This is a genomic window from Pseudomonas sp. MIL19, from assembly GCF_028680365.1.
In the GTDB taxonomy this organism is placed as follows: Bacteria; Pseudomonadota; Gammaproteobacteria; order Pseudomonadales; family Pseudomonadaceae; genus Aquipseudomonas; species Aquipseudomonas spirodelae.
Map to the genome: position 1 here is coordinate 1 of NZ_JAPPVG010000014.1, position 24,139 is coordinate 24,139.

23 protein-coding genes are annotated in these 24,139 nt (G+C 58.1%); 17 read left to right on the forward strand and 6 right to left on the reverse strand.

The genetic code is table 11. From position 1 onward, the window contains the following. Window positions 1-101 precede the first annotated feature (101 nt). A complete protein-coding gene (glpD, locus tag N1078_RS11320; protein WP_274088281.1) occupies window positions 102-1,643 on the reverse strand; it encodes a glycerol-3-phosphate dehydrogenase in 1,542 nt (513 codons plus the stop codon). A 135-nt stretch (window positions 1,644-1,778) separates the two neighbouring features. Then, on the reverse strand, window positions 1,779-2,537 hold the full coding sequence (locus N1078_RS11325) for a DeoR/GlpR family DNA-binding transcription regulator (RefSeq protein ID WP_274088282.1): 759 nt from the start codon (window positions 2,535-2,537) through the stop codon (window positions 1,779-1,781). A 244-nt stretch (window positions 2,538-2,781) separates the two neighbouring features. On the opposite strand from N1078_RS11325, the gene ybaK reads away from it, so the two are divergent. The 3 genes from ybaK (at window position 2,782) to N1078_RS11340 (ending at window position 5,743) form a co-directional block, all read left to right on the forward strand. Beyond that, a complete protein-coding gene (gene ybaK, locus N1078_RS11330; RefSeq protein WP_274088283.1) occupies window positions 2,782-3,252 on the forward strand; it encodes a Cys-tRNA(Pro) deacylase in 471 nt (156 codons plus the stop codon). Window positions 3,253-3,291: 39 nt separating this feature from the next. After that, the gene (glpK, locus tag N1078_RS11335; protein ID WP_274088284.1) at window positions 3,292-4,779 is read left to right on the forward strand and encodes a glycerol kinase GlpK; all 1,488 of its coding nucleotides are present in this window, start codon (window positions 3,292-3,294) and stop codon (window positions 4,777-4,779) included. 154 nt (window positions 4,780-4,933) lie between these two features. After that, window positions 4,934-5,743, forward strand: coding sequence for a PhzF family phenazine biosynthesis protein (locus N1078_RS11340; RefSeq protein ID WP_274088285.1), 810 nt, complete (start codon window positions 4,934-4,936; stop codon window positions 5,741-5,743). On the opposite strand, the gene N1078_RS11345 is transcribed toward N1078_RS11340, so the two are convergent. Together N1078_RS11345 and argF are read right to left on the reverse strand one after the other, a co-directional pair. Next, on the reverse strand, window positions 5,740-6,846 hold the full coding sequence (locus N1078_RS11345) for an ABC transporter ATP-binding protein (RefSeq protein ID WP_274088286.1): 1,107 nt from the start codon (window positions 6,844-6,846) through the stop codon (window positions 5,740-5,742). The genes N1078_RS11340 and N1078_RS11345 overlap by 4 nt on opposite strands. After that, window positions 6,843-7,763, reverse strand: coding sequence for an ornithine carbamoyltransferase (gene argF, locus N1078_RS11350; protein ID WP_274088287.1), 921 nt, complete (start codon window positions 7,761-7,763; stop codon window positions 6,843-6,845). Before argF ends, N1078_RS11345 begins: the two co-directional genes overlap by 4 nt. A gap of 331 nt (window positions 7,764-8,094) precedes the next feature. On the opposite strand from argF, the gene N1078_RS11355 reads away from it, so the two are divergent. From N1078_RS11355 to grxD, 3 genes are all read left to right on the forward strand, one after another. Then, complete coding sequence (locus N1078_RS11355) at window positions 8,095-8,526, forward strand: hypothetical protein (protein ID WP_274088288.1); 432 nt, start codon at window positions 8,095-8,097, stop codon at window positions 8,524-8,526. A 143-nt stretch (window positions 8,527-8,669) separates the two neighbouring features. Further along, on the forward strand, window positions 8,670-10,778 hold the full coding sequence (locus N1078_RS11360) for a molybdopterin oxidoreductase family protein (RefSeq protein ID WP_274088289.1): 2,109 nt from the start codon (window positions 8,670-8,672) through the stop codon (window positions 10,776-10,778). A gap of 116 nt (window positions 10,779-10,894) precedes the next feature. Beyond that, window positions 10,895-11,221: a Grx4 family monothiol glutaredoxin gene (grxD, locus tag N1078_RS11365; RefSeq protein ID WP_274088290.1), complete on the forward strand. Its 327-nt coding sequence runs from the start codon at window positions 10,895-10,897 to the stop codon at window positions 11,219-11,221. A gap of 63 nt (window positions 11,222-11,284) precedes the next feature. Here grxD and bfr read toward each other — a convergent pair whose 3' ends face one another. Together bfr and N1078_RS11375 are read right to left on the reverse strand one after the other, a co-directional pair. Further along, window positions 11,285-11,755, reverse strand: a complete 471-nt coding sequence (bfr, locus tag N1078_RS11370; protein ID WP_274088291.1) for a bacterioferritin — start codon at window positions 11,753-11,755, stop codon at window positions 11,285-11,287. Between the two features lie 196 nt (window positions 11,756-11,951). After that, entirely contained in the window at window positions 11,952-12,170 is a 219-nt protein-coding gene (locus N1078_RS11375; RefSeq protein ID WP_274088292.1) for a bacterioferritin-associated ferredoxin, read from the reverse strand. Between the two features lie 459 nt (window positions 12,171-12,629). On the opposite strand from N1078_RS11375, the gene flgB reads away from it, so the two are divergent. The 11 genes from flgB (at window position 12,630) to flgL (ending at window position 23,903) form a co-directional block, all read left to right on the forward strand. Beyond that, the gene (gene flgB, locus N1078_RS11380) at window positions 12,630-13,037 is read left to right on the forward strand and encodes a flagellar basal body rod protein FlgB (RefSeq protein WP_274088293.1); all 408 of its coding nucleotides are present in this window, start codon (window positions 12,630-12,632) and stop codon (window positions 13,035-13,037) included. Between the two features lie 15 nt (window positions 13,038-13,052). Further along, window positions 13,053-13,496 (forward strand): flagellar basal body rod protein FlgC, encoded by a 444-nt coding sequence (flgC, locus tag N1078_RS11385; protein WP_274088294.1) that lies wholly within the window; start codon window positions 13,053-13,055, stop codon window positions 13,494-13,496. Between the two features lie 25 nt (window positions 13,497-13,521). Beyond that, window positions 13,522-14,190, forward strand: coding sequence for a flagellar hook assembly protein FlgD (gene flgD / locus N1078_RS11390; RefSeq protein WP_274088295.1), 669 nt, complete (start codon window positions 13,522-13,524; stop codon window positions 14,188-14,190). A gap of 43 nt (window positions 14,191-14,233) precedes the next feature. Next, complete coding sequence (gene flgE, locus N1078_RS11395) at window positions 14,234-15,580, forward strand: flagellar hook protein FlgE (RefSeq protein ID WP_274088296.1); 1,347 nt, start codon at window positions 14,234-14,236, stop codon at window positions 15,578-15,580. 205 nt (window positions 15,581-15,785) lie between these two features. Further along, window positions 15,786-16,526, forward strand: coding sequence for a flagellar basal body rod protein FlgF (locus N1078_RS11400; protein ID WP_274088297.1), 741 nt, complete (start codon window positions 15,786-15,788; stop codon window positions 16,524-16,526). 46 nt (window positions 16,527-16,572) lie between these two features. Then, window positions 16,573-17,358 (forward strand): flagellar basal-body rod protein FlgG, encoded by a 786-nt coding sequence (gene flgG / locus N1078_RS11405; RefSeq protein ID WP_274088298.1) that lies wholly within the window; start codon window positions 16,573-16,575, stop codon window positions 17,356-17,358. A gap of 82 nt (window positions 17,359-17,440) precedes the next feature. After that, complete coding sequence (gene flgH / locus N1078_RS11410) at window positions 17,441-18,160, forward strand: flagellar basal body L-ring protein FlgH (protein WP_274088299.1); 720 nt, start codon at window positions 17,441-17,443, stop codon at window positions 18,158-18,160. 11 nt (window positions 18,161-18,171) lie between these two features. Beyond that, window positions 18,172-19,275, forward strand: a complete 1,104-nt coding sequence (locus N1078_RS11415; protein ID WP_274088300.1) for a flagellar basal body P-ring protein FlgI — start codon at window positions 18,172-18,174, stop codon at window positions 19,273-19,275. Window positions 19,276-19,289: 14 nt separating this feature from the next. Then, window positions 19,290-20,462, forward strand: a complete 1,173-nt coding sequence (flgJ, locus tag N1078_RS11420; RefSeq protein ID WP_274088301.1) for a flagellar assembly peptidoglycan hydrolase FlgJ — start codon at window positions 19,290-19,292, stop codon at window positions 20,460-20,462. 6 nt (window positions 20,463-20,468) lie between these two features. After that, on the forward strand, window positions 20,469-22,535 hold the full coding sequence (gene flgK / locus N1078_RS11425; RefSeq protein WP_274088302.1) for a flagellar hook-associated protein FlgK: 2,067 nt from the start codon (window positions 20,469-20,471) through the stop codon (window positions 22,533-22,535). A gap of 111 nt (window positions 22,536-22,646) precedes the next feature. Then, window positions 22,647-23,903, forward strand: coding sequence for a flagellar hook-associated protein FlgL (gene flgL / locus N1078_RS11430; protein WP_274088303.1), 1,257 nt, complete (start codon window positions 22,647-22,649; stop codon window positions 23,901-23,903). Window positions 23,904-24,139 lie beyond the last annotated feature (236 nt).

Below are 24,139 nucleotides of genomic sequence, written 5' to 3' on the forward strand. Positions count from 1 at the left end.
ACCTGAACCGCCGTATACGGAACCGTACGTACGGTGGTGTGAGAGGACGGCAGATGTGAATCTGCCTCCTACTCGATGCTGTAATTTATCCCTCAAACGGCTCAGAGCACGGGTGCCGCTTGGGGGCTGCGGGCGGACTCGACCTGCAGGTAGCTGTCGAGTTTGGCTTGCTGCGACGCCGTGGTGAACAGGCCCAGCTTGCTGCGTCGCCAGAGAATATCCTCGGCCTGCACGGCCCATTCTTCTTGGCACAAATAATCGACTTCACGGGTGTAGAGGCTGCCGCCGAGGTGCTCACCTAGATCGTCGAGGCTGCTCACGCCCTTGAGCATTATCCAGCTGCGGCTGCCGTAGCTGCTGGCCCAGCGCCGCGCCAGCGAGGTGGGCAGCCAGTCAAAACGGGCGCACAGCGCTTCGATCAAACCGCTTTGGCTGTCCAGTTGTTCGGCTCCAGGCAGCAGGCTGCTGGCCGTCCAGCGTGGGCCCATCTTCGGGAAGAAGGGCGCCAGTTGCGCCAGTGCCGACTCAGCCAGCTTGCGGTAGGTGGTGAGCTTGCCGCCGAACACTGACAGCAGCGGCGCTTCGCCAGGGTGGCCGGAGAGTGACAAGGTGTAGTCGCGGGTGACCGCCGACGGGTCATCTGATTCGTCGTCACACAATGGGCGCACGCCAGCATAGGTGTGCAGGATGTCGTCGTGGGTTAACTGCTTTTTGAAGTGGGCGTTGACCACGTTCAACAGGTAATCGGTTTCTTCTGTGCTGATCGCCACCTTGGCTGGGTCGCCTTGGTATTCGCGGTCCGTGGTGCCGATCAGGGTGAAGCGCTCCTGATACGGAATGGCGAAGACAATACGGCGGTCTTCGTTCTGCAGGATGTACGCCTGCTCGCCCTCGAACAGGCGCGGCACGACGATATGGCTGCCCTGGATCAGGCGAATGCCGTACGGCGATTCCTGCTTGAGGTCTTCACGGATAAAGCGCGCCACCCAAGGGCCGGCGGCGTTGACCAGTGCGCGTGCGCGAATCGAAAACAGGCTGCCGTCGCTGCGCTCCAGGTGGATATGCCACAGGCCTTTGCTGCGTCGGGCGCTAACGCAACGGGTACGGCTATGCACATGCGCGCCTTTTTCGCGGGCGGCCATGGCATTGAGTACCACCAGGCGGGCATCGTCGACCCAGCAGTCGGAATATTCAAAACCGCGGCTAATCTCAGCTTTCAGTGGGCTGCCCGCGCCGAAGCGCAAGCTACGTGATCCTGCCAGTTGCTCGCGTTTGCCCAGGTGGTCGTAGAGGAACAGCCCTGCACGGATCATCCAGGCCGGCCGCAAGTGGGGGCGATGCGGCAGGATAAAGCGCATGGGTTTGACGATGTGTGGCGCCATGTTCAGCAGTACTTCGCGCTCGGCCAATGCTTCGCGTACCAGGCGAAACTCGTAGTGTTCAAGGTAGCGCAGGCCGCCATGGATCAGCTTGCTGCTGGCCGATGAGGTGTGCTGCGCCAGGTCGTCTTTTTCACAAAGGAACACGGACAAACCGCGCCCAGCTGCATCGGCGGCGATCCCGACACCATTGATGCCTCCGCCGATCACGGCAAGGTCATAGACTTCAGCGAGTGGCGTGTGGCTGGCGAGACGAGTAGGCATAAGGGCACCGAAAGTCAGTATTGAACTTTTAATGTTCACTTTCGAAAATATGCTAGTCGAATATGCACAGCTTCGCCACCCCGCAATGCGCTTTCGCGCCCAGTGGTCGTCGATGTTCAACGTAGGAGTGTTGGCTTACACCAGGTCGAGCTGCACCTTGTGTTCGGCCAGCAGACGGTTGACTGCAATAGAGGGGGCTGCATCGGTGAACAGCCGATCGACCAGCGCGATTGAGCCTAAACGCACCACAGCATTACGGCCGAACTTGCTCGAGTCGACGGCTAAAAACACCTGGCGGGCGTTACTGATGATGGCCTGGGAGACCCTCACCTCCTGATAGTCGAAGTCGAGCAGGCTACCGTCTTCATCGATGCCGCTGATGCCGACCAGAGCGAAGTCGACCTTGAATTGCTGGATAAAATCCACCGCCGCCTGGCCCACTACACCACCATCGCTGCGCACCGTGCCGCCGGCCAGTAGCACTTCGAAGTCGGCTTTGGTGCTGAGCTGAGCCGCCACGTGCAGGTTGTTGGTGATGATTTTCAGGCCTTTGTGCCCCAGCAACTCACGGGCAATCGCCTCTGTGGTGGTGCCGATGTTGATAAACAGCGAGGCGTGGTCGGGGATCTGCGCGGCGACGGCGGCGGCGATGCGCTGCTTCTCATCGCGCATCAGACCGGCCCGCATGCTGTAAGCGGTGTTCTGGATGCTTGAGCTTTCACTCGCAGCGCCGCCGTGGGTGCGGCGCAGTAAACCCTGCTCGGCGAGCTGGTTGATGTCGCGACGAATGGTTTGCGGCGTCACAGCAAAGGCCTGAGCCAACTCGTCAATGCTGACATAGCCGCGCTCGCGGGCAAGCTCGAGAATATCGTGTTGGCGGGGCGGCAGGGTCATAAGGGCTCCTTGAGAGTGCGCGGCATTATAGACTGGCTCGGGTGAATGTTATGGCCACCATCCATGGCGGCCACCCTACGGGTCGTCGCTGCGCGACGTTAAAAATGATTCCTGATCATTTTTAACGGCCATGCATCCACAGCGGTTACCTTGCAGGCCTTTGCTGTGCGACGTTAATAACTGCCATAGACCGCTTTTTCGGCTAAGGTACGCCAAATTTTTCAGATTGTTTTCACATTCGAACATGACCCCAGCCATTGATCTGCTGAAAAAAGCCAAAGCGGTGCATCAGGTGCACAGTTACCACCACGACCCCAAGGCCGCTTCCTACGGGTTGGAAGCGGCGGAAAAGCTCAATCTGCCACCTGCTCAGGTGTTCAAAACCTTGCTGGCCGCCAGTGAGAAGGGTGAGTTGTTGGTCGCGGTGGTGCCCGTAGTGGGCACGCTAGACTTGAAAGCGCTGGCTCAGGCTGCAGGCGTTAAGAAAGCCGATATGGCAGACCCGGTTGCGGCGCAACGGGCCACCGGTTACTTGCTCGGCGGTATCAGCCCGCTGGGGCAGAAGAAGCGGCTGCGTACCTTTATCGACGAGTCTGCTCAACAGCTGCCCAGCCTCTACGTCAGTGCCGGGCGGCGCGGGCTGGAAGTGCAGCTCGAGCCCGCTGTGCTGGCGCAACTGACGCAGGCGCAGTTTGCGCCCATTGGCCGCGCCTAGCATCCCGCTCTACCACCTAATAAGAACAAGGAAACTCGCATGTCTCATTACCTGCTTGCTATCGACCAAGGCACTACCAGCAGTCGTGCCATTGTGTTCAGTGCCCAGGGGCTACCCGTGGCGCGCGCGCAGCAGGAGTTCAAACAGTATTTTCCTCAGGATGGCTGGGTTGAACATGACGGTGAAGAGCTGTGGCTGAGCACCCTCAAGGTTTGCCGTGAGGCGCTTAAGCAGTGCGGTTTGCGTGCCAGTGATGTGGCGGCGATCGGTATCACCAATCAGCGTGAAACCACGTTGGTGTGGGATGCGCAGACCGGTACGCCGATCCACCCGGCGATTGTCTGGCAGGATCGACGCACCGCTGATTACTGCGCTGAGCTTAAGGACGCCGGCCATGAAGCGGCGGTGGCGGCCAAAACCGGCCTGTTGATCGACCCGTATTTCTCCGCCACCAAGCTGCGCTGGATCCTGCACAAAGTCCCCGGTGCCCGTGAGCGGGCCGAGCGCGGTGAGCTGCGTTTCGGCACCGTGGATTCTTTCCTGCTGTGGCGTTTGACCGGTGGTAAGTCGCACAAGACCGATGCCAGCAACGCCTCGCGCACCTTGCTGTTCAACATCCATACCCAACAGTGGGATGAAGAGCTGCTCAAGCTGTTTGAAATTCCCGCCAGTCTGTTGCCTGAAGTGCTCGACTGCGCCGCTGATTTCGGCACTACCGACGCCAGCCTGCTCGGCGCCTCTATTCCGGTGTTAGGCATGGCCGGTGATCAGCAGGCCGCGTTGATCGGTCAGGCCTGCTTTGAGCCAGGCATGGTGAAAAGCACCTATGGCACGGGTTGTTTCATGATCCAGAACACCGGCAGCACGCCGGTAACCTCGAAGAATCGCCTGCTCACCACGGTTGGCTATCGCTTGAATGGCCAGGTCACCTATGCAGTGGAGGGCAGTATCTTCGTCGCCGGTGCCGCCGTGCAGTGGCTGCGTGATGGCATCAAGCTAATCAGTCACGCCCGCGATACTGAAGCGCTGGCCGAGCAGACTGGCGATGCCTGCGGGGTGTACCTGGTGCCAGCCTTTACCGGCCTCGGTGCGCCGTACTGGGACCCGAAAGCCCGTGGCGCGATATTCGGCCTGACCCGCGATACTGGGATTAAGGAGATCGTCACTGCTGGGCTGCAATCGGTGTGCTACCAGACCCGGGACCTGCTCGAAGCCATGCGCCAGGACGGCGCTGTAGAGCCCAGCGCACTGCGGGTGGATGGCGGCATGGTGGAGAACAATTGGGTTATGCAGTTCTTGGCCGACATCCTGGGTGTGCCAGTTGAGCGCCCTGAAGTCACTGAAACCACCGCGCTGGGCGTCGCCTATTTGGCCGGCCTGCAGGCCGGGATCTATACGGACCTGGCAAGCATCGCCCGACACTGGCACCGTCAGCAGCGTTTCGAGCCGCGCATGGCCGATAGCCATCGCAGCAAGCTGTATGACGGTTGGCTGGATGCAGTGACCCGGGTGCGCAGCGAGAGCTAACTCCCCTTATGCAGGCCCGGTTCGCCGCCGGGCCTGTGTCGAAACGATTGACCCCTTGGTTGTGCTGTACGGCCCATTTCATGTCCGGCTGTAGCGGCGTTCGCGTGGCTGTTTGCGGCATGCTTGGGCATGACTAAATGATGGGGGTGGTTTTATGCAGCTCGACTTTTACCAGATTGATGCCTTCGCCCAGCGCGCCTTCAGTGGCAACCCGGCGATGGTCTATCGCTTAGACAGTTGGCTTGATGATGCCCTGATGCAGCAGATTGCCGCCGAGCATAACCTGGCGGAAACCGCGTTTGTGGTGAAGGAGGGCGCGGCCTGGCATATCCGCTGGTTTACCCCGTCTGCTGAAGTGCCGCTGTGCGGTCATGCCACCCTGGCGGCGGCCCATGTGCTATTTGAGCAATATGACGAGCCGGGTGAGGTGATCAACTTCACCTGCTTGTCCGGCGCGCTGCGAGTCAGTCGCGCAGGCGCCAGGCTGGTGCTGGATTTCCCTGTGCGTCGGGCCCAGTCCTGTGAGCTGCGCGCAGAGGTGGAACAGGCCCTGGGTCTACCCGTGCAGCGTGTGCTGGCGTTGCATGAAGGGCCGGGTATTCAGGAACTCCTGGCGATATTGCCCAGTGAGGCGGCTGTGCGGGCCTGTCAGCCCGACATGGCCGTGCTGGCGAAATTGCCGGGGCTGGGCCTGTTGATCAGCGCGCCCGGTGAGCTGCACGATTTTGTCTCGCGCTACTTTGCGCCTGCCATCGGCATCAATGAAGACCCGGTCACCGGCTCGACCCACTGCATTCTCACGCCTTATTGGGCCGAGCAACTCGGCAAGAATGCCCTGAGTGCTTACCAATGTTCTGCGCGCGGTGGCGAGTTGCATTGTGAGCTGGCGGGGGAGCGGGTAAAGATTGCCGGCCAGGCGGTTATGGTCGCCAGTGGCCGGCTCTTGCTGCCGTGCGCTGATTAGCTGTCGCTGCTGTAGCGGCGTACACCCGATTCGCCCAGGCTGGCCTGCGTGGCAATACTGCCGGGCACCGCAAACGCCACCAGGTGATCAGCTTCCACGCGAATACCAACCTGCTGCCCAGGTTGGTGGTCGGCGTGGCTGGGGAAAATCGCTTCCAGCTGACTGCCTGTTGGCAGTTGCAGGCGATACAGGGTGGCTGCGCCGAGGAAGGTTTTGCCGACAATTAACGCTTTTTGCGTGCTATCTGGGTCGTAAATGATGTCATCCGGGCGCAGCAAAACATCCACGGCGCTACCGACGGGCCAGGTGTAGGCACGGTTACCACGAATTAACCCCAGTTCGGTTTGCACGGCTTCTGGGCTGAGCATCTGCCCGCGAATGAAATAGCCCTGGCCGATGAAGCTGGCGACAAAGGGGGTGAGCGGTTCGTGGTAAAGGTTGAACGGGGTGTCCCACTGCTCCAGTTTGCCTTCCTTGAATACGCCCACCTGATCGCTAACGGCAAAGGCCTCTTCCTGATCATGGGTGACCAGAATCGCGCTTGTGCCGCGGGCCTTGAGGATGTCGCGCACTTCATGGCTCAAGCGCCGACGCAATTCACCGTCAAGGTTGGAGAAGGGCTCGTCGAGCAGCAGTAGCTGCGGCTCCGGTGCCAGCGCACGGGCCAGGGCGACGCGCTGTTGCTGGCCGCCTGAGAGTTCATGTGGATAGCGTTTCGCCAGATGACTGAGCTTGACCATCTCCAGTAGCTCACCGGTAATGCGCTCACAGTTCGGCTGCTTACGGATGCCGAAGGTGATGTTCTCCGCCACGCTGAGGTGCGGGAACAAGGCGTAATCCTGGAAGACCATGCCTATCCGACGTTTTTCCGGCGCTAGGGTGTAGCCCGTTTTGGAGATGATTTGATCGGCCAGCTGGATCTCGCCTTCCAGCACGGGTTCAAAACCGGCAATAGCGCGCAGCGTGGTGGTCTTACCGCAGCCAGAAGGGCCGAGTAAGCAGCCGATATCCCCCGCATTCAGGTGCAGGTTAAGGTGCTGCACCACTTTATGATCAGGGTAGCCGCAGCTCAGTTCGCGCAGGGTTAGCAGGGCTGGATTCATGCGTGGTGGTACGCCGGCTCAACCAAAAATTCGAGCAGCGCTTTTTGCGCATGCAGGCGGTTCTCTGCCTGATCCCAGGCCGCTGAGCGTGGGTCATCGAGCAAATCTTCGCTGATTTCTTCGCCGCGGTGCGCTGGCAGGCAGTGCAGGAACAGCACGTCATCGGCCGCAGCATCGAGCAGGGCGCGTGTGACCTGGTAGGGTTTGAACTGGCGCATGCGTTCGGCGGCTTCTTCTTCCTGGCCCATGGAGGCCCAGACATCGGTGCTGACCAAGTGGGCGCCGACAACCGCCAGTGCAGGGTCACGCAGCACTTGTACGCGCTCGCCAGCCAGTGCCAACAAGCTGGCGCTCGGTTCGTAACCTGCAGGGCACGCTACGCGCAATTGGAAATCGAATTGCATGGCTGCTTCTATATAGGAGTTGCACATGTTGTTGCCGTCGCCGATCCACACCACAGTTTTGCCTTTGATGCTGCCGCGCTGCTCCTGGTAGGTTTGCATGTCGGCCAGCAACTGGCAGGGGTGTAGGTCATCGGACAGGCCGTTGATCACGGGTACCCGCGAGTTGGCCGCAAATTCGGTCAGGGTGCTGTGGGCAAAGGTGCGGATCATCACCGCATCGAGCATGCGCGACATGACAATAGCCGCGTCGCCAATCGGCTCACCGCGACCCAGTTGGGTGTCGCGCGGCGACAGAAAAATCGCCTGGCCGCCGAGCTGAATCATCCCGGCTTCGAACGACAGGCGGGTACGGGTCGAAGCCTTCTCAAAAATCATACCCAGCACGCGATTTTTCAGCGGCTCGAACAGCACGCCGCGGTTACGCAAGTCCTTGAGCTCCATGCCTCGGCGGATCAGCCCCACCAGCTCATCGGGGGTGCAATCCATCAGCGAGAGAAAGTGTCTTGCGCTCATCGTTAACTACCTTTTGACAGCGAGGCGCAGGTTCAAGGGCCGAGTGAAATAGAAGAAACGGCAGAACCTACGGCTTAGGGCCGCACCATGCGACGAAACGGGGAAGGCGCGATCTTATAAGTAAATGGCGAGCAGGCGCAAACCACTCGCGGTTACACCAGCGTTATTCGATTTGTAAGCCTGAACCCATAATCGTTGTGAGAGATGTCATAAAAACGACATCTGTGGTTGAACTCGAAATGCCTGGAAATTAGGATGCGCCCGCCTTTCCGAGGCAATGCATTGCCCCGCAACGGGGTGTCCATGGAACGTTTATGAAACGGAGTTTCATATGAAACATTTTGCATCTATCGCCGCTATCTCTGCTTTTGCCCTGCTGACCGGCTGTGCCAGCCAGAACGTCAGCCAACCAACTCTGCCGCTGGGCGGCGCAGTTGAAACAGGCCTGAAAGCAGACGTGAAAGTGGGTGAAACCATCTCGGGTGAGTCTTCGGTGAACATTCTGTTCAGCGTGATCAAGTTCGGTGGTGATACCCAGTTCGCCGACGGCGTAACCTACGGTGGTGGCGAAGGTGGTTTTGCGCTGGGTCTTGACCCGGTTGCTTCCGCCAAATCCGCAGCTGCATACAAAGCGGTCAAGGCTTCGGGTGCTGACGTGATCGTCGCCCCGCGTTACGAAGTTAATGTGCAGGACTACTTCGTATACAAAACCGTTAACGTCAAAGTGACTGGTAACAAAGGTACTGTCACTTCGATCCGTTAAGGTCTCGACGCTTTAGTGAATCGGTGGGCATGATGCCCGCCGATTCATAAGACAAAGCCTACTGGTGCCTTTCTTTGGCCGGCACCATAGTTCGATTCTGGCGACCTGTGCGGTCGTTTCGAATCAGAACAAGAGGCCAGGCCATGAGCAAGTCCCTCCACCACCGTGCATGTCATCTCTGCGAGGCCATTTGCGGCCTGACCATTGAAACTGAAACCCAGCTTGATGGCTCCACGCAGATCCGCTCGATCAAGGGCGACCCTCAAGACACCTTCAGTCGCGGTCATATCTGCCCCAAAGCGGTGGCCCTACAAGATATTCAGAGTGATCCCGACCGCCTGCGTCAGCCGATGCGTCGCGTGGGTAGCGAGTGGCAGGCAATTGACTGGGACGCAGCCTTCGAGCTGGTAGCCGAACGCTTCAGCGCGGTCCAGGCCGCATACGGGAAAAACGCTGTAGCGGTGTATCAGGGCAACCCGAGCGTGCATAACTACGGCCTGATGACCCACAGCAATTATTTCCTCGGCTTGTTGAAAACCCGCAACCGCTACTCCGCCACCTCGGTTGATCAACTGCCGCATCACCTGACCAGTCATTTGATGTATGGCCATGGCTTGCTGATTCCGATTCCGGACATCGACCACACCGATTTTATGCTGATCCTGGGCGGTAACCCGCTGGCCTCTAATGGCAGCATCATGACCGTGCCCGATGTGGAAAAACGCCTGAAAGCCATTCAGAAGCGGGGTGGCAAATTGGTTGTGGTCGATCCGCGACGCAGTGAAACTGCCGCGATTGCCGACCAGCACGTATTCGTGCGTCCTGGGCAGGATGCCGCGCTGTTGTTCGGCCTGCTCAATACCTTGTTTGAGGAAAACCTGGGGCGCAGTAGCCACTTGGCCGTCAGCGGATTAGAAGAGGTGCGTCAGGCCATTGCCGGCTTTAGCGCCGAAGCCATGAGCGCACGCTGCGGCGTGCCTGCGGCGACGATTCGCCAGTTAGCCCGCGACTTTGCCGCCGCTGAGTCGGCGGTGTGCTACGGCCGTATGGGCGTATCGACCCAAGCCTTTGGCACCTTGTGTCAGTGGCTGGTGCAGTTGATCAACCTTGTGACAGGCAACGTCGACCGGGTGGGCGGGGTGCTCTGTACTGAACCGGCTGTGGACCTGGTGGCCTCGACTTCGGGCGGGCATTTCAACCGCTGGCAGAGCCGGGTATCTGGTTTGCCGGAGTACGGCGGTGAATTACCGGTGTCTGCCCTCGCTGAGGAAATGCTTACCGCCGGCGAAGGGCAGGTCCGCGCACTGGTGACGGTGGCCGGTAATCCGGTGCTGTCCACGCCCAATGGTCGCCAGTTGGAGCAAGCGCTGGAGGGCTTGGAGTTTATGCTCAGCATCGACTTCTATATCAACGAAACCACCCGCTATGCCGATTTGATCCTGCCGCCGACCGGGCCGTTGGAGCACGACCACTACGACACCACCTTTAATATGTTCGCCGTGCGCAACGTCACTCGGTTTAACGAGGCTGTTCTGGCCAAACCCACCAATGCATTGCATGACTGGGAAATTTTCATTGGCCTGGCTAAGGCGTTTGCCGGCAAGAATGGCCTGGAGCTCAAGCCGACCCTGGCGCCTGAGCAGATGATCGACATGGGCCTGCGTATGGGGGCTTACGGTGACCAGTCAGCCCATAAACTGTCCCTGGCGAGATTGCGTGAGCATCCGCATGGCCTCGACCTGGGTGCACTCAAGCCAAACCTGGGCGCACGGCTGAAAACCGGCAATCAGCAGGTGCAGGCCGCGCCGGCGGTGATCATGGCCGACCTGCTACGTTTTGCCGCGCAGCCGGTGGCCAAGACTGATGAGTTGCTGTTGATAGGCCGTCGTCATGTGCGCAGCAATAACTCCTGGATGCACAACTACCACCGGTTGGTGAAAGGTAAGCCGCGCCATCAGCTGTTGATGCACCCCGCGGACTTGCAACAGCGCGGGCTAAGCGATGGCCAGCGGGTGCGGGTGCGCTCGCGGGTTGGAGAGATTGAGGTCGAAGTCGCCGCCAGCGACGAAATGATGGCCGGCGTGGTCAGCCTGCCACATGGCTGGGGACATGCGCGGCCTGGCGTGCAGATGGCAATTGCCAGCGCACAACTGGGCGCCAGTGCCAACGACCTGACCGATGAACGGCAGCTCGACAGCCTGTCCGGTAATGCCGCGCTCAACGGCGTACCGGTGCAGGTGGAAGCCGCCTGATAGGGTTTAGTCGGCCATGGGCGCGGTAGGGAAGGCCGAGCATTGCGCTCGGCTTTTCGCTACAATGCGCCACCGCGCCGACCCGAGAGTCGGAAAGTTAAGTCCTGAGGTGCCCAATGGATATCATCGAAACCATCAAAGAGCAGATCGCCGCCAACACCGTTCTGCTGTACATGAAAGGCTCGCCGAACGCTCCGCAGTGCGGCTTTTCCTCCAAGGCTGCACAGGCTGTAATGGCGTGTGGTGAAAAATTCGCCTACGTCGACATCCTGCAAAACCCGGAAATTCGCGCCAACCTGCCGAAATACGCTAACTGGCCAACTTTCCCGCAACTGTGGGTCGGCGGTGAGCTGGTCGGCGGTAGCGACATCATGGCGGAAATGTTCGACAAGGGTGAGCTGCAGACCCTGATCAAAGATGCTGTGCAAAAAGCCGACGCGTAAGCAGGCATTGCATAAACAACAAACCCCGCACTTGGCGGGGTTTTTTGTTTATTGCGCGGATGTTTATTCGTCCATTTGCGACTGCAGGTAGTTCTGCAGGCCTACCGACTGGATCAGGCTGAGTTGAGTTTCTAGCCAGTCGATGTGCTCTTCTTCGGAGCAGAGGATGTCTTCCAGTAATTCGCGGCTGGCGTAGTCGCCGATGCTTTCGCAGTAGGCAATCGCCGCTTTCAGGTCGACGTGTGCCTTGTGTTCGATCTTCAGGTCACACTCGAGCATTTCCTGAGTATTCTCGCCGATCAGGATTTTGCCGAGGTCTTGCAGATTAGGCAGGCCTTCGAGGAAGAGGATGCGCTTGATCAGCTTGTCCGCATGCTTCATCTCGTCGATAGACTCGTGGTACTCATGCTCGCCGAGTTTCTTCAGGCCCCAGTCCTCATACATGCGTGCATGCAGGAAGTACTGATTGATCGCGACCAGCTCGTTGCCGAGGATCTTGTTCAGATGCTGAATGACTTTCTTGTCGCCTTTCATGTCTGCGTCTGCCTTGCAGGGGAGTTAGCGCTTGATTCTGGGCTGAGGGTTTTAGGCTGTCAAACCTAAGTGCCTGAATTCAAAGTTAAATCCAATCTGAGTAAGAATGCTTAAGTTCTGCATCTTGCTGCTAAGGCATTGAATTACAGCCATAAAAAAACCGGACGCAAGGTCCGGTTCTTTTTCACGCGGTCGATCAGGCGGCGCTAAAGCTGGCTGGGTAGGCCATGACTGCCTGACTGCTTTGCACATCACTTAACGTTTCGCGTACCACTTGCTTGGCTAGGCAGGCGCACTTGCCACACTGGCTGGCAACGCCGAGTGCCGCACGGACATCACGGTAGCTGCAGCAGCCCTCATAGATGGCTTCGCGGATCTGACCGTCAGTTACACCTTCGCAGAGACAGACGTACATAGTTAAGGCTCGTGGTTGGGCAGTGGTTCGTGTGGAGGATACTAATGATAATGAGAATGCTTGTCAAAAATGTGTGTAATTGGCTGACAAACGGTGGTCGTCGACAGGCCTGCTTCACTTCTCGCGCTGTACGGACCTTGCTCGGCTGAGGGGGCTGAGCCTTTAAGATCGCTGCATCGTGGCATTGGTCTGGGGAAAGCTCTGTCCGAGATCTATCGATCAAACATCGTTCCTGGCGTTTATCGGCCTGCGCCGTTTGTATTTGCCGGGTGGGGGCAAAGGGCGGGGCGTGATTGCCGCTGGCATGCCTATGGGCGGAAAGCCTTTGCCGCTTTGCCGCCTGTAACGACCGGTTTCTTGATTAAATCATTGATAAATAAGTGAAAGGTTAAGTGGCACAGCCTTTGCTTATGCTCATGCACGGAAAACAACTACGCCAATTGGCAAAGGTTTCTGACCATGAGCATCAGTTTCGATCGGGCACTCGGCATACACGAAAAGGCACTCGGCTTTCGCACCCAGCGTGCCGAGGTGCTGGCCAATAACATCGCCAACGCCGACACGCCTAACTTCAAGGCGCGTGATCTGCAATTCGCTAGCGTGTTGGCGGAGCAAAGTTCCCAGAGCCAGCGCGGCGCGACCAGCCTGAATCGAACCAATAGTCAGCATATCCCTGCTGACGGCGTGACGCTCAGCGATGCCAGCCTGGCGTACCGCATGCCGATGCAGGCCTCGATTGATCAGAACACCGTCGACCTGCAAATCGAGCAATCCAATTACGCAGAGAACTCGGTGCAGTTCCAAGCCAGTTTCACTCTGCTCAACAGCAAATTCAAAGGGCTGGTCAGCGCCCTGCGCGGCGATTAATAGGAGCCTGAAGCTATGTCACTTACCAGTGTTTTCAACATCGCCGGAATGGGTATGAGCGCTCAGAGCACTCGCCTGAACACCATTTCCAGCAACATCGCCAACGCTGAGACGGTCTCTTCAAGTATTGATCAGACGTATCGCGCGCGGCATCCGGTGTTCGCCACCGTGTATCAGTCAGCGCAAGGCGGTGATCGGGGTTCGTTGTTTGCAGAGCAGGACAATGCCGGCGCTGGCGTACAGGTGCTGGGTGTGGTCGAGGATCAAAGCAGTCTGATGCCGCGCTATGAGCCGAACCATCCGGCGGCCGATGAGGGCGGCTACGTGTACTACCCCAACGTCAACGTGGTGGAAGAAATGGCCGACATGATTTCCGCCAGCCGGGCCTTTCAGACCAACACTGAAATGATGAACACCGCCAAGCAGATGATGCAGCGCGTATTGACCTTGGGTCAGTAAGCCACCGGATTAGGAGCACGAACTTATGAGTACTGTTGGTGGCGTTAGCGCGAGTGGGCTGGATCAATACCAGATCAAAGCTGAAACGGGCGGCAAAAAAGAACTTGGTAAAAATGAGTTCCTCAACTTGCTCGTTGCGCAATTGAACAACCAGAACCCGCTTGAGCCACAAGGTAATGGCGAGTTTATCGCCCAGTTGGCGCAGTTCAGTCAGGTTGAGGGGATCGAGAAGCTCAACACCAGTATGGGCTCCTTGGTCAGTGGCTATCAGTCATCCCAGGCCCTGCAGGCGTCTTCGCTGGTCGGGCGCAAGGTCATCGTGCCTACGGATAAGGCAGTGGTTGATACCAGTGAAAGCTTTAAGGCAAGCCTTGTTCTGCCTGTCAGCAGCAGCAACGTCTACGTGAATGTATACGACGCTTCCGGCTCGGTGGTTTCGCGGGTCAACCTGGGCGAACAGCAGGCCGGTAATGTCAGCTTTATTTGGGATGGCAAGGACAGCAGCGGCAATCTGATGCCGCCCGGCACCTACAAGTTCGAAGCGCAGGCTACCTATGACGGCGAGGCAAAGGGGCTTTACACCATGCTGCCGGCCAACGTTGATAGCGTAGTCCTTGGCGGCAGCGAGTTGATGTTGAACCTGGCGGGACTCGGCAGTGTGCCGTTGTCGCAAGTGCAGGTTATCGGTCAGTAATTAACAGGTTTATGCGGCCGGCTGTCCGGCAAAGGAGTCTTCCATGAGTTTCAACATAGGCCTTAGCGGCCTGCGTGCTGCCACCAGCGACCTCAATGTGACCGGTAACAACATTGCCAACGCCGGCACTGCAGGCTTCAAACAGTCGCGTGCCGAGTTTGCTGATGTCTATGCCTCATCGGTATTGGGCACTGGTAAGAACCCTCAGGGTAGTGGTGTGCTGCTGGGTGATGTGTCGCAGCTGTTCAATCAGGGCAACATCAATTACACGCAGAACGCGCTGGACCTGGCGATCAATGGCAATGGTTTTTTCCAGGTAAACAACAATGGTGCCTTGAGTTATACCCGTGCCGGTTATTTTGGTACGGACCGCGAGGGTTTTATCGTCGACAACTTCGGCTATAACCTGCAGGGCTATACCACTGATGCCAATGGCGTGCTGCAGCAGGGTGTGGTCGGCAACCTGCAAGTGCAGACTGCAAGCCAGGAGCCCAAGGCCACCACCAGTATTTCTCAGGGTTTCAACCTTAACTCAACCCTCGCGAGCCCAACCAATACGCCGTTCGACCCGGGCGATCCGACTACCTATAACTCGTCGACCTCGACCAATATCTATGACACTCAGGGTAACGCCCACGTACTGACGCAGTATTTCGTCAAGGACGCTTCGAACCAGTGGCAGATGAATATTCTGATCGACGGTCGCAGTCCGTCCAACCCGGCTGCCGCAGTACCAGCGGGCACTGAGCCGGACCGCTATCAGTTGAATTTCGATGCGGCCGGGCAGATCAGTGCATTGGCGCAAATTACTGATATCACAGCGGTCCCTCCGACCACAGGGCCCGCGATAACTCCAGCAGGGCAATTTACTATTGGTACCTGGAACCCGGCTGCGCCGGATACAGGCTCACCCACAGGCTGGTCGCTCAATGGAGCGCAAAGTAATCCAGGTGGTTTTACCTTTGACATGCGTGGTTCTACCCAGTTTTCCAGCGCTTTCGCGGTCAACCGCGTCAGTCAGGATGGTTACACCACTGGCGAGCTGGCAGGGCTGGAAATCGATGAAACCGGAGTGATTTTTGCGCGCTACACCAATGGTCAGTCCAAGGTGCAGGGGCAGGTGATTCTGGCCAACTTCGCCAACGTGCAGGGTTTGACGCCGGTCGGTAAAACCCAGTGGGTACAGTCATTCGAATCAGGTGAACCGGTGCGAAACCCACCAGGCAGCGGTACTTTGGGCTCGCTGCAGGCTGGCGCCCTAGAAGACTCCAACGTCGAGCTGTCCGACCAGCTGGTCAACCTGATCGTCGCTCAGCGCAACTACCAGGCCAACGCTAAAACCATCGAAACCGAGAGCGCGATTACTCAGACCATTATCAACCTGCGTTGATAAGCCTTGCCTGCGCCAGGCAAATGTCTGGCACGGGCGGCAAAAATACGCCGCTGCGGTTTTTAAAAGGCTCCTTTATGGAGCCTTTTTATTTTTAAAGTCTATATTTATCAATGGTTTATAAATATTTTTTGGATGCTGGCATAGGCATTGCTTTATACCTTGTATAGAGCAGCGGGCGACACGCCCAACTCGGAGAATAACCATGGACAAGATGCTGTACGTTTCCATGACTGGTGCCCACAACAACACTCTGGCCCAGCGTGCCCACGCCAACAATCTGGCAAACATCACCACCAATGGTTTTCGCCGGGATTTTGAACAGGCGCGTTCCATGCCGATCTTTGGTGACGGTTTACCGTCGCGTGTCTATGCCATGAGTGAGCGTCCCGGCACCGACTTCACCCCAGGCTCGTTGCAGGAAACCGGGCGTGATCTGGATGTGGCCGTGGGCGGCAAAGGCTGGCTAGCAGTGCAGGCCCCCGATGGCACTGAAGCCTACGTGCGTACGGCCAGCTTGAACGTCGATGCCCTCGGTGTGCTGCGCACCGGCAACGGTTTGCCGGTGATGGGCAACGCCGGGCCGATTGCAGTTCCGCCTGAGCAGAAAATCGAAATCGGTAAAGACGGCACCATCAGTATTCGTGCCCTCGGTGAAGCGCCCAATGTGCTGGCTGAGGTCGATCGCTTAAAACTGGTCAACCCAGATCTTAAGCAGATGGAAAAGGGCACTGACGGCCTGATCCGCTTCAAGGGCCAAGGCCCGGTGCTGGCCGACGCCACCACGGAAATTACCTCGGGCTTTCTCGAATCAAGCAACGTCAATGCCGTGGAGGAGATGACGGCGATCCTCTCGTTGTCCCGCCAATTCGAGCTGCAAGTGAAGATGATGCGCACCGCCGAAGACAATTCGTCGGCCATGGCGCGCGTCTTGCAGATGACCTAATTACCAGCACGTGGCGTCGGTAAATCGACGCCCGAGGAGAATCGATATGCTTCCGGCACTGTGGGTAAGTAAGACGGGTTTGTCCGCTCAGGACATGAACCTGACCACCATTTCCAACAACTTGGCTAACGTCTCGACCACCGGCTTTAAACGTGATCGCGCCGAGTTTGAAGACCTGCTGTATCAGATCCGCCGTCAACCCGGCGGCCAGTCCAGCCAGGACAGCCAGTTGCCCTCTGGTTTGCAGCTGGGTACCGGTGTTCGCGTGGTCGGCACGCAGAAAATCTTTACCGCCGGCAGCCTGCAAACCACCGAGCAGCCGTTGGACATGGCGATTAACGGCCGTGGCTTCTTCCAGGTGTTGCTGCCCGACGGCACCGTCTCCTATAGCCGCGACGGTAGTTTTCACCTCAACTCCGATGGCCAAGTGGTGACCTCCAACGGTTATGCGCTGGAGCCCGCCATCGTACTGCCCAACGAGGTGCGCACCTTTACCGTGGGCGAAGATGGCACCGTGTCGGTGACAACTTCTGGCAATCCGCAACCACAGATTGTTGGCAACCTGCAGACCGCCGACTTTATCAACCCAGCGGGTCTGGAAGCGATCGGCAACAACCTGTTCCTGGAAACCGCTTCCAGCGGCGCGCCGCAGGTCGGTACCCCGGGCTTGAACGGCTTGGGCACCACGCTGCAGAACACCCTGGAAAATTCCAACGTCAGCGTGGTCGAGGAGCTGGTGAACATGATCACCACCCAGCGCGCCTATGAAATGAACTCAAAAGTCATTTCCACTGCGGACCAGATGCTCGGCTTTATTTCGCAAAATCTTTAATGGCGTAGGGCGGGTTAGACGCGTAGCGGCGTAATTCACCAAGATCTTCACCCAGCAGAATGCAACATCTGAGGTAATCGATATGAACCGGCTGATCATCATAAGTGCACTGCTTGGCCCTCTGGCTTTGAGCGGCTGCATGGCGCCCGCGCCTAAGCCGGACGATCCCTATTACGCGCCGGTCATGCCACGCACTCCGCTGCCCGCCGCGCAGAACAATGGCTCGATTTATCAGGCCGGGTTTGAGAATGGTCTGTTCAGTGACCGCAAGGCTTATCGGGTCGGCGACATCATCACCATCACCTTGAATGAGCGCACCCAGGCCAGCAAGAACAGCAGCAGTCAGATCAGCAAAGACAGCTCGGCTAATTTGGGCGTGCCTAATCTGTTCGGTATGGCCGTGTCGCCAAAAAACCCATTGGCCGGTATTGGTGCCTTGGGCATGACCAATGACAACCTGGGGCTGGATGCCAGCTTTGATGCCACGCGTTCGGCTGACGGTTCAGGGGCTGCGGGGCAGAGCAACAGCCTGACCGGCTCGATCACCGTCTCGGTGGCCGAAGTGATGCCCAACGGCATCCTGCTGGTACGCGGTGAAAAGTGGATGACCCTCAATACCGGCGATGAGTTGGTGCGGATTGCCGGCCTGGTGCGCGCCGATGATATTGCCACTGACAACACCGTGTCTTCGACCCGGATTGCCGACGCGCGTATTACCTACTCGGGCACCGGTGCCTTTGCCGATGCCTCGCAACCGGGCTGGATGAGCCGTTTCTTCCTTAGCCCAATGTGGCCGTTCTGAGGATGGTCAACATGACGCTGAGCAAATACCTGATTGCCGCCGCTGCGCTGTTGCTGGCTTCACTGGCTCAGGCCGAACGGCTTAAAGACCTGGCCAGCATCCAGGGCGTGCGCACCAACCAATTGATTGGCTACGGCCTGGTGGTGGGGCTTAATGGCAGCGGCGACCAAACCACCCAGACGCCCTTCACCGTGCAGACCTTCAACAACATGATGGCGCAGTTCGGTATCAAGGTGCCGCAAGGCGGCAACGTACAGCTGAAGAACGTCGCGGCGGTATCGATCCATGCTGACCTGCCGGCGTTCGCCAAGCCTGGGCAGACCATCGACATCACCGTGTCCTCCATTGGTAACGCCAAGAGCCTGCGCGGTGGCAGCCTGCTGATGACCCCGCTTAAAGGTATCGACGGTAACGTATATGCCATCGCCCAGGGCAACCTGGTGGTCGGTGGTTTTGATGCCGAAGGCGGCGACGGCTCGCGTATCACCGTCAACGTGCCGTCCGCGGGGCGCATTCCCGGTGGTGCGACGGTCGAGCGGCCGGTGCCGAGCGGTTTTGATCAGGGCAACACGCTTACGCTTAACCTCAATCGTCCAGACTTCACCACCGCTAAGAATATTGTTGATCACATCAACGAATTGCTCGGCCCAGGCGTAGCCCAAGCCGTCGACGGTGGCTCGATTCGCGTCAGCGCGCCGCTCGATCCCGGTCAGCGGGTGGACTACCTGTCGATTCTGGAAAACCTTGAAGTCGAGGTCGGCCAGGCGGTGGCCAAGGTCATCATCAACTCGCGCACGGGCACCATCGTCATTGGTCAGAATGTTCGAGTGCAGCCTGCCGCCGTGACCCACGGCAGCCTCACCGTGACCATTACTGAAGACCCGATTGTCAGCCAGCCCGAAGCCCTTTCCGGTGGTCAGACGGCCGTGGTGCCTCGCTCCAAGGTCAATGCTGATCAGGAACTAAAACCCATGTTCAAGTTCGGTCCTGGGACCACGCTGGATGAAATCGTCCGCGCGGTGAATCAGGTTGGCGCTTCGCCTTCCGACCTTATGGCCATCCTGGAGGCGCTCAAGCAAGCCGGCGCTCTACAGGCTGACCTGATTGTGATTTAAGAGGAGGGCAGGCGATGGACTCTCGACTCTCAGCGGGCTTGCTTGGCGGCCAAAGCGCCGTAGACAGCGGTGCCTATAACGACTTGGGCCGTTTGCAGCAGTTCAAGGTTGGTGGCGACAGCGAAAAGAACATCAAAAAAGTCGCTCAAGAATTTGAGTCGCTGTTTCTCAATGAAATGCTCAAAGCCATGCGCTCGGCTAACGAGGCGTTCGGTGAAGGCAACTTCATGAACAGCAACGAGAGCAAAACCTACCAGGACATGCACGACCAGCAGCTGTCGGTCACCTTGTCCAACCACCAGAACGGTATTGGCCTGGCCGATGTGCTGGTGCGCCAGATGTCGCAAATTAAAGCTGCCGACACCCGCCCCAACCCCTTTGCCCAGGTCAATGAGCCGGTGCCAAGCGCCCCGAGCAAACCACTGGCTAACGTCGAGAGCAGCCGCGATGACAGCTCGCTGCTCAACCAGCGGCGCTTGTCGCTGCCGGGCAAACTTACCGACCGTTTGCTCGCCGGCATCGTGCCGCCAACGGCGGCTGCCGATAGCCAGCCGCTGGCGCAGAACAACTGGATCCCGGCTAAAGCTTTCGCCGCGCCCGCCGATACTGCGCAGGGCTTGAGCGGTACGGACGCCATCACCGGTCGCCGCATTGCCCAGCCGCCACTGGCACCGAGCAAGGCCGCGTTTGGTTCGAAAGATGAATTTATTGCGGCCATGTTGCCGATGGCCGAACAGGCCGCTGACAAGATTGGCGTCGATCCGCGCTATCTCGTGGCTCAGGCCGCGTTGGAAACCGGTTGGGGTAAGTCAATTATTCGTCAGCAGGACGGTTCCAGCAGCCACAACCTGTTTGGCATCAAAACCCACAACACCTGGGAAGGCGACTCGGCGCGCGTGTTGACCACTGAATTCAAGGGCGGCAAGGCGGTTAAAGAAGCGGCGACCTTCCGCGCCTACGAGTCCTATGCCCACAGTTTTGAAGATTACGTGAGCTTCCTGCAGGGCAACGGCCGTTACGAGAAGGCCCTGGCCACCACCGACAAGCCTGAGCAATTCGCCCGCGAGTTGCAAAAAGCCGGCTACGCCACAGACCCGCAATACGCCCGCAAGATCGCCCAGATAGCGCGGCAGATGCAGACCTATCAAACAGTTGCGGCCGTTAGCACGCCGTCCACCAGCGGATGATGAATCATGGCTGACCTCCTCAATATTGGCCTGTCCGGCCTGTCCGCGAACAAAACCTCGCTGGCAGTCACGGGCCATAACATCACCAACGTCAACACGCCCGGCTTCTCGCGCCAAGACACCGTACAGGCTACGCGTAACCCTCAGTTCAGTGGTGCTGGCTTTATCGGCTCAGGCACCACCTTGGTGGATGTGCGTCGTAGTTACAGCGAATTTCTGAGCGCCCAGGTTCGTAGCAGCACTGCGCTGAGCAGCGACGTGAGTGCCTATAAAAGCCAGATCGAACAACTTGACTCGCTGCTTGCAGGTTCTACCACGGGCATTACGCCGGCACTGCAAAAGCTCTTTTCGGCGTTGCAGACAGCTGCCGAAGACCCTGCGAATATCCCCGCGCGCCAACTTGTACTGTCTGAAGCGGAAGGCCTGTCTAAGCGGTTTAATACGGTCTACGACCGCATCAACGATCAAAATCAGTTCATCAATAAACAGATGTCGGCGGTCACCGATCAGGTCAACCGCTTGGCTACATCGATTGCCAGCTATAACGACGCCATCGCCATTGCCGGCGCTAACGGTGCACAGCCCAATGACCTGCTGGACGGCCGTGATGAAGCCATCCGCCAACTCTCCACCTTTATTGGTGTGACGGCTGTGCCGCAGGATGACAACACCATCAACCTGTTCGTTGGCTCCGGCCAGCCGCTGGTGGTCGGTAGCAAGAGCAACAGTCTGCAAGTGGTGCCAGGGCAGGGCGACCCGACCCGTTCTGAGGTGGAATTTGTCAGCGGTGGCTCGCGCCAAGGCGTCACGTCGTTGCTAACCGGTGGTGAGTTGGGCGGTTTGATCCGTTACCGCGCCGATAGCCTTGACCCAACGCTCAACTCACTCGGGCGTTTGGCCTTGGCTGTGACGGATCAGGTCAACACTCAGTTGGGGCAGGGCTTGGACCTAAAAGGGCAAGTAGGCACGGCGCTGTTTGGCGACTTCAATGATTCAGCGCTGGCCAGCTTGCGCGCCCGCGCGTTCTCGACCAATACCAGTAGCGTGCAGCCCGCGTTGAATATCACCGACACCAGCGTGCTGACCACCAGCGACTATCGGCTTGAGTACGTTGGCGGCAGCTACAGCGCACGTCGCTTAAGTGATGGCGAGCTGATGAGTATTAACCCCACGCCCAGCCCCAACCCGTTGACAGACTATCCGGTGACGCTGACTTTTACGGATCAAAAAGGCCGCGTTCAAGGGTTTGAAGTGGTGCTAAACGATGTGCCGAACTCAGACGATAAATACCTGTTACAACCCACCCGGCGAGGCGCCACCAGCATCAGTACCACGCTGGATCAGCCTGATCAGTTGGCCTTTGCCGCACCCGTGCGTAGCGAGGCAAACTTACAAAACGTTGGTACCGGCGTCATTGGTCAGCCTAATCTGGTAAGCGGCCCTAAACCGATCATTTTTAATGATTTGAGCGGCCTCGACCTCAATCTTGAGGCCACGTTCGATAGTGTGACTGGGACTTATACCCTGGCCCAAGATGGCGGCGCTGCCTGGCAGTTTGTGGATGCAGATGGCAACGCAATTGCCAGTCCAACCATAGCCTCGGGCACCAATAACACGATTCACCTGGCCTATACCGGTGCATCTGGTGAAACCTATCGTTTTGAGGTGGGGGTCAGTGGGCGGCCGGCCACTGGTGACGATTTCAATTTGTCATTTAACCAAAATGGCGTTTCCGACAACCGCAACGCCCTAAAGCTTGCCGACCTGCAGAACAAGCAAACCGTCGGCGTTGACCCAACGGTTACGGGTATCGGTACGGGCGTCAGCTTTACCGACGGTTATGGTGACATGGTCGAGCGTGTCGGCACCCTGACCGCCCAAGCGCGGCAAGACAGCGAGGCCACCGGGGCGATCCTTAAGCAAGCCACCGATAACCGTGACTCGCTGTCAGGGGTCAACCTCGACGAAGAGGCCGCCAACTTGATCAAATTCGAGCAGTACTACAACGCGTCGGCCCAGGTCATTCAAGTTGCGCGCTCTTTGTTCGATACCCTGATCAATACATTCAGATAAACGCGCGCCGCTTTACGGCGCGTGCAGAACAATCCTCTAACCCCGGCAGAGAGTTAGGGTATATGGCGGCTAGCAGCGGCCAAACACCGGATTGCTACACGAGGCTCCAACATGCGCATCTCCACCATTCAGGCATTTAACAACGGTGTGCAAGGCCTGCAAAAAAACTACGCCAACGCCATCCGCACGCAGGAGCAGATCAGCACCGGCAATCGTATTTTGACTCCTGCGGATGACCCGGTTGCTTCGGTGCGCCTGCTGCAATTGGAGCAACAGCAAAACGTCCTAGGCCAATACAAAGAGAACCTCACAGCGGCAAAAAACGGCCTGGCGCAGGAGGAAGTCACCCTCAACTCGGTCAACACCGTATTGCAACGTGTGCGCGAACTGGCGGTGCAGGCCGGAAACGGCGCCTTGAGTCAAGCCGATCGCGAATCCATCGCGGCCGAACTGGGCGAGCGTGAAGACGAATTACTAGGGTTGATGAACACCCGCAACGCACGGGGCGAATATTTGTTTGCAGGCTTTCAGGGCAAAACCCAGCCCTTCGTTCGTGAGGCCGATGGCAGTTACAGTTACCAAGGCGACGAAGGCCAGCGCAAATTGCAAATTGCCAGCTCATTGAGCGTACCGATTAGTGATAACGGCAAGAAAACCTTTGAAAACGTAATTAACGCGGGGCGCCTGCAGCTGAATCCTGCTGCGCCGCCCTTTCCAGCAGGTTCTACCCTGGAAGTCTCCAAGCCCTTGGTGCAGGACGAAGTGGCCTTTACCGGAGCCAACCCATTTCCGAATGGCGGTGTTGTAGTGGTCTTCGCCGGTGCGCCTAACCAGAACAACTATGCGGTCTACGGGGCGCCCTATACGGTAGGTGATACACCCTTTCCCGATGGCGGCGGTACCCTGGATGCTGATCCGGACAAAGCCGATACTCTGGTATTTCGTGGCGTCACGCTGAAATTCTCGGGTGTACCAGTGGGGGGGGAAACCGTGCAGCTCACTGTCGACGCCACTCAGCAAAAACGAGGCATCCTCGACACCATTGCTCAGCTAAAGACCAGTTTGCAGGGGCCAGCCAGTGGCTTTCAGGTTGGTGATGCGGTAGCGGTTGCGATTACTAACCTTGATCATGGGATGACCACCGTGGACAGCGTGCGTGGTGAAATTGGCGCCCGCTTGAACGTGGTGGAAACTACCCAGACGGATAACGATGACGTCGGCCTGGTCAATAAATCGGTACAAGCCGAGCTGCGTGAGCTGGATTACGCTGAAGCCTTGTCGCGGCTGGCCTTTCAAACCGTAATCCTCGAAGCCGCGCAGCAAAGCTACGTGAAAGTCAGCGGCCTTAACCTGTTTAACAAGCTGTAGCGCCGGGGCAGGGTCCCGTAGGGTGGGTTAGCCGCGCAGCGGCGTAACCCACCGTGTGTTCTTAGCGTTAGTCATTGTTGGTGGGTTACGTGGCGCGCAGTCACCATCGGTGTATGTAAATGCGCTGGCCAGCGCCACTAACCCACCCTACAAAGGCCAATACCCACGACGGTTCCTTGGCAGCTCCTTGGGTTTATGCTGATCAAACGCCGCAACAAGCTGTTTTCAAAAGCCAA

Excerpts from the sequence above, each read along its gene's own strand:
- glpD (WP_274088281.1), bottom strand. The coding sequence starts at position 1,643 with ATGCCTACTCGTCTCGCCAGCCACACGCCACTCGCTGAAGTCTATGAC.
- N1078_RS11325 (WP_274088282.1), bottom strand. The coding sequence starts at position 2,537 with ATGACCCTGCCGCCCCGCCAACACGATATTCTCGAGCTTGCCCGCGAG.
- ybaK (WP_274088283.1), top strand. The coding sequence starts at position 2,782 with ATGACCCCAGCCATTGATCTGCTGAAAAAAGCCAAAGCGGTGCATCAG.
- glpK (WP_274088284.1), top strand. The coding sequence starts at position 3,292 with ATGTCTCATTACCTGCTTGCTATCGACCAAGGCACTACCAGCAGTCGT.
- N1078_RS11340 (WP_274088285.1), top strand. The coding sequence starts at position 4,934 with ATGCAGCTCGACTTTTACCAGATTGATGCCTTCGCCCAGCGCGCCTTC.
- N1078_RS11345 (WP_274088286.1), bottom strand. The coding sequence starts at position 6,846 with ATGAATCCAGCCCTGCTAACCCTGCGCGAACTGAGCTGCGGCTACCCT.
- argF (WP_274088287.1), bottom strand. The coding sequence starts at position 7,763 with ATGAGCGCAAGACACTTTCTCTCGCTGATGGATTGCACCCCCGATGAG.
- N1078_RS11355 (WP_274088288.1), top strand. The coding sequence starts at position 8,095 with ATGAAACATTTTGCATCTATCGCCGCTATCTCTGCTTTTGCCCTGCTG.
- N1078_RS11360 (WP_274088289.1), top strand. The coding sequence starts at position 8,670 with ATGAGCAAGTCCCTCCACCACCGTGCATGTCATCTCTGCGAGGCCATT.
- grxD (WP_274088290.1), top strand. The coding sequence starts at position 10,895 with ATGGATATCATCGAAACCATCAAAGAGCAGATCGCCGCCAACACCGTT.
- bfr (WP_274088291.1), bottom strand. The coding sequence starts at position 11,755 with ATGAAAGGCGACAAGAAAGTCATTCAGCATCTGAACAAGATCCTCGGC.
- N1078_RS11375 (WP_274088292.1), bottom strand. The coding sequence starts at position 12,170 with ATGTACGTCTGTCTCTGCGAAGGTGTAACTGACGGTCAGATCCGCGAA.
- flgB (WP_274088293.1), top strand. The coding sequence starts at position 12,630 with ATGAGCATCAGTTTCGATCGGGCACTCGGCATACACGAAAAGGCACTC.
- flgC (WP_274088294.1), top strand. The coding sequence starts at position 13,053 with ATGTCACTTACCAGTGTTTTCAACATCGCCGGAATGGGTATGAGCGCT.
- flgD (WP_274088295.1), top strand. The coding sequence starts at position 13,522 with ATGAGTACTGTTGGTGGCGTTAGCGCGAGTGGGCTGGATCAATACCAG.
- flgE (WP_274088296.1), top strand. The coding sequence starts at position 14,234 with ATGAGTTTCAACATAGGCCTTAGCGGCCTGCGTGCTGCCACCAGCGAC.
- N1078_RS11400 (WP_274088297.1), top strand. The coding sequence starts at position 15,786 with ATGGACAAGATGCTGTACGTTTCCATGACTGGTGCCCACAACAACACT.
- flgG (WP_274088298.1), top strand. The coding sequence starts at position 16,573 with ATGCTTCCGGCACTGTGGGTAAGTAAGACGGGTTTGTCCGCTCAGGAC.
- flgH (WP_274088299.1), top strand. The coding sequence starts at position 17,441 with ATGAACCGGCTGATCATCATAAGTGCACTGCTTGGCCCTCTGGCTTTG.
- N1078_RS11415 (WP_274088300.1), top strand. The coding sequence starts at position 18,172 with ATGACGCTGAGCAAATACCTGATTGCCGCCGCTGCGCTGTTGCTGGCT.
- flgJ (WP_274088301.1), top strand. The coding sequence starts at position 19,290 with ATGGACTCTCGACTCTCAGCGGGCTTGCTTGGCGGCCAAAGCGCCGTA.
- flgK (WP_274088302.1), top strand. The coding sequence starts at position 20,469 with ATGGCTGACCTCCTCAATATTGGCCTGTCCGGCCTGTCCGCGAACAAA.
- flgL (WP_274088303.1), top strand. The coding sequence starts at position 22,647 with ATGCGCATCTCCACCATTCAGGCATTTAACAACGGTGTGCAAGGCCTG.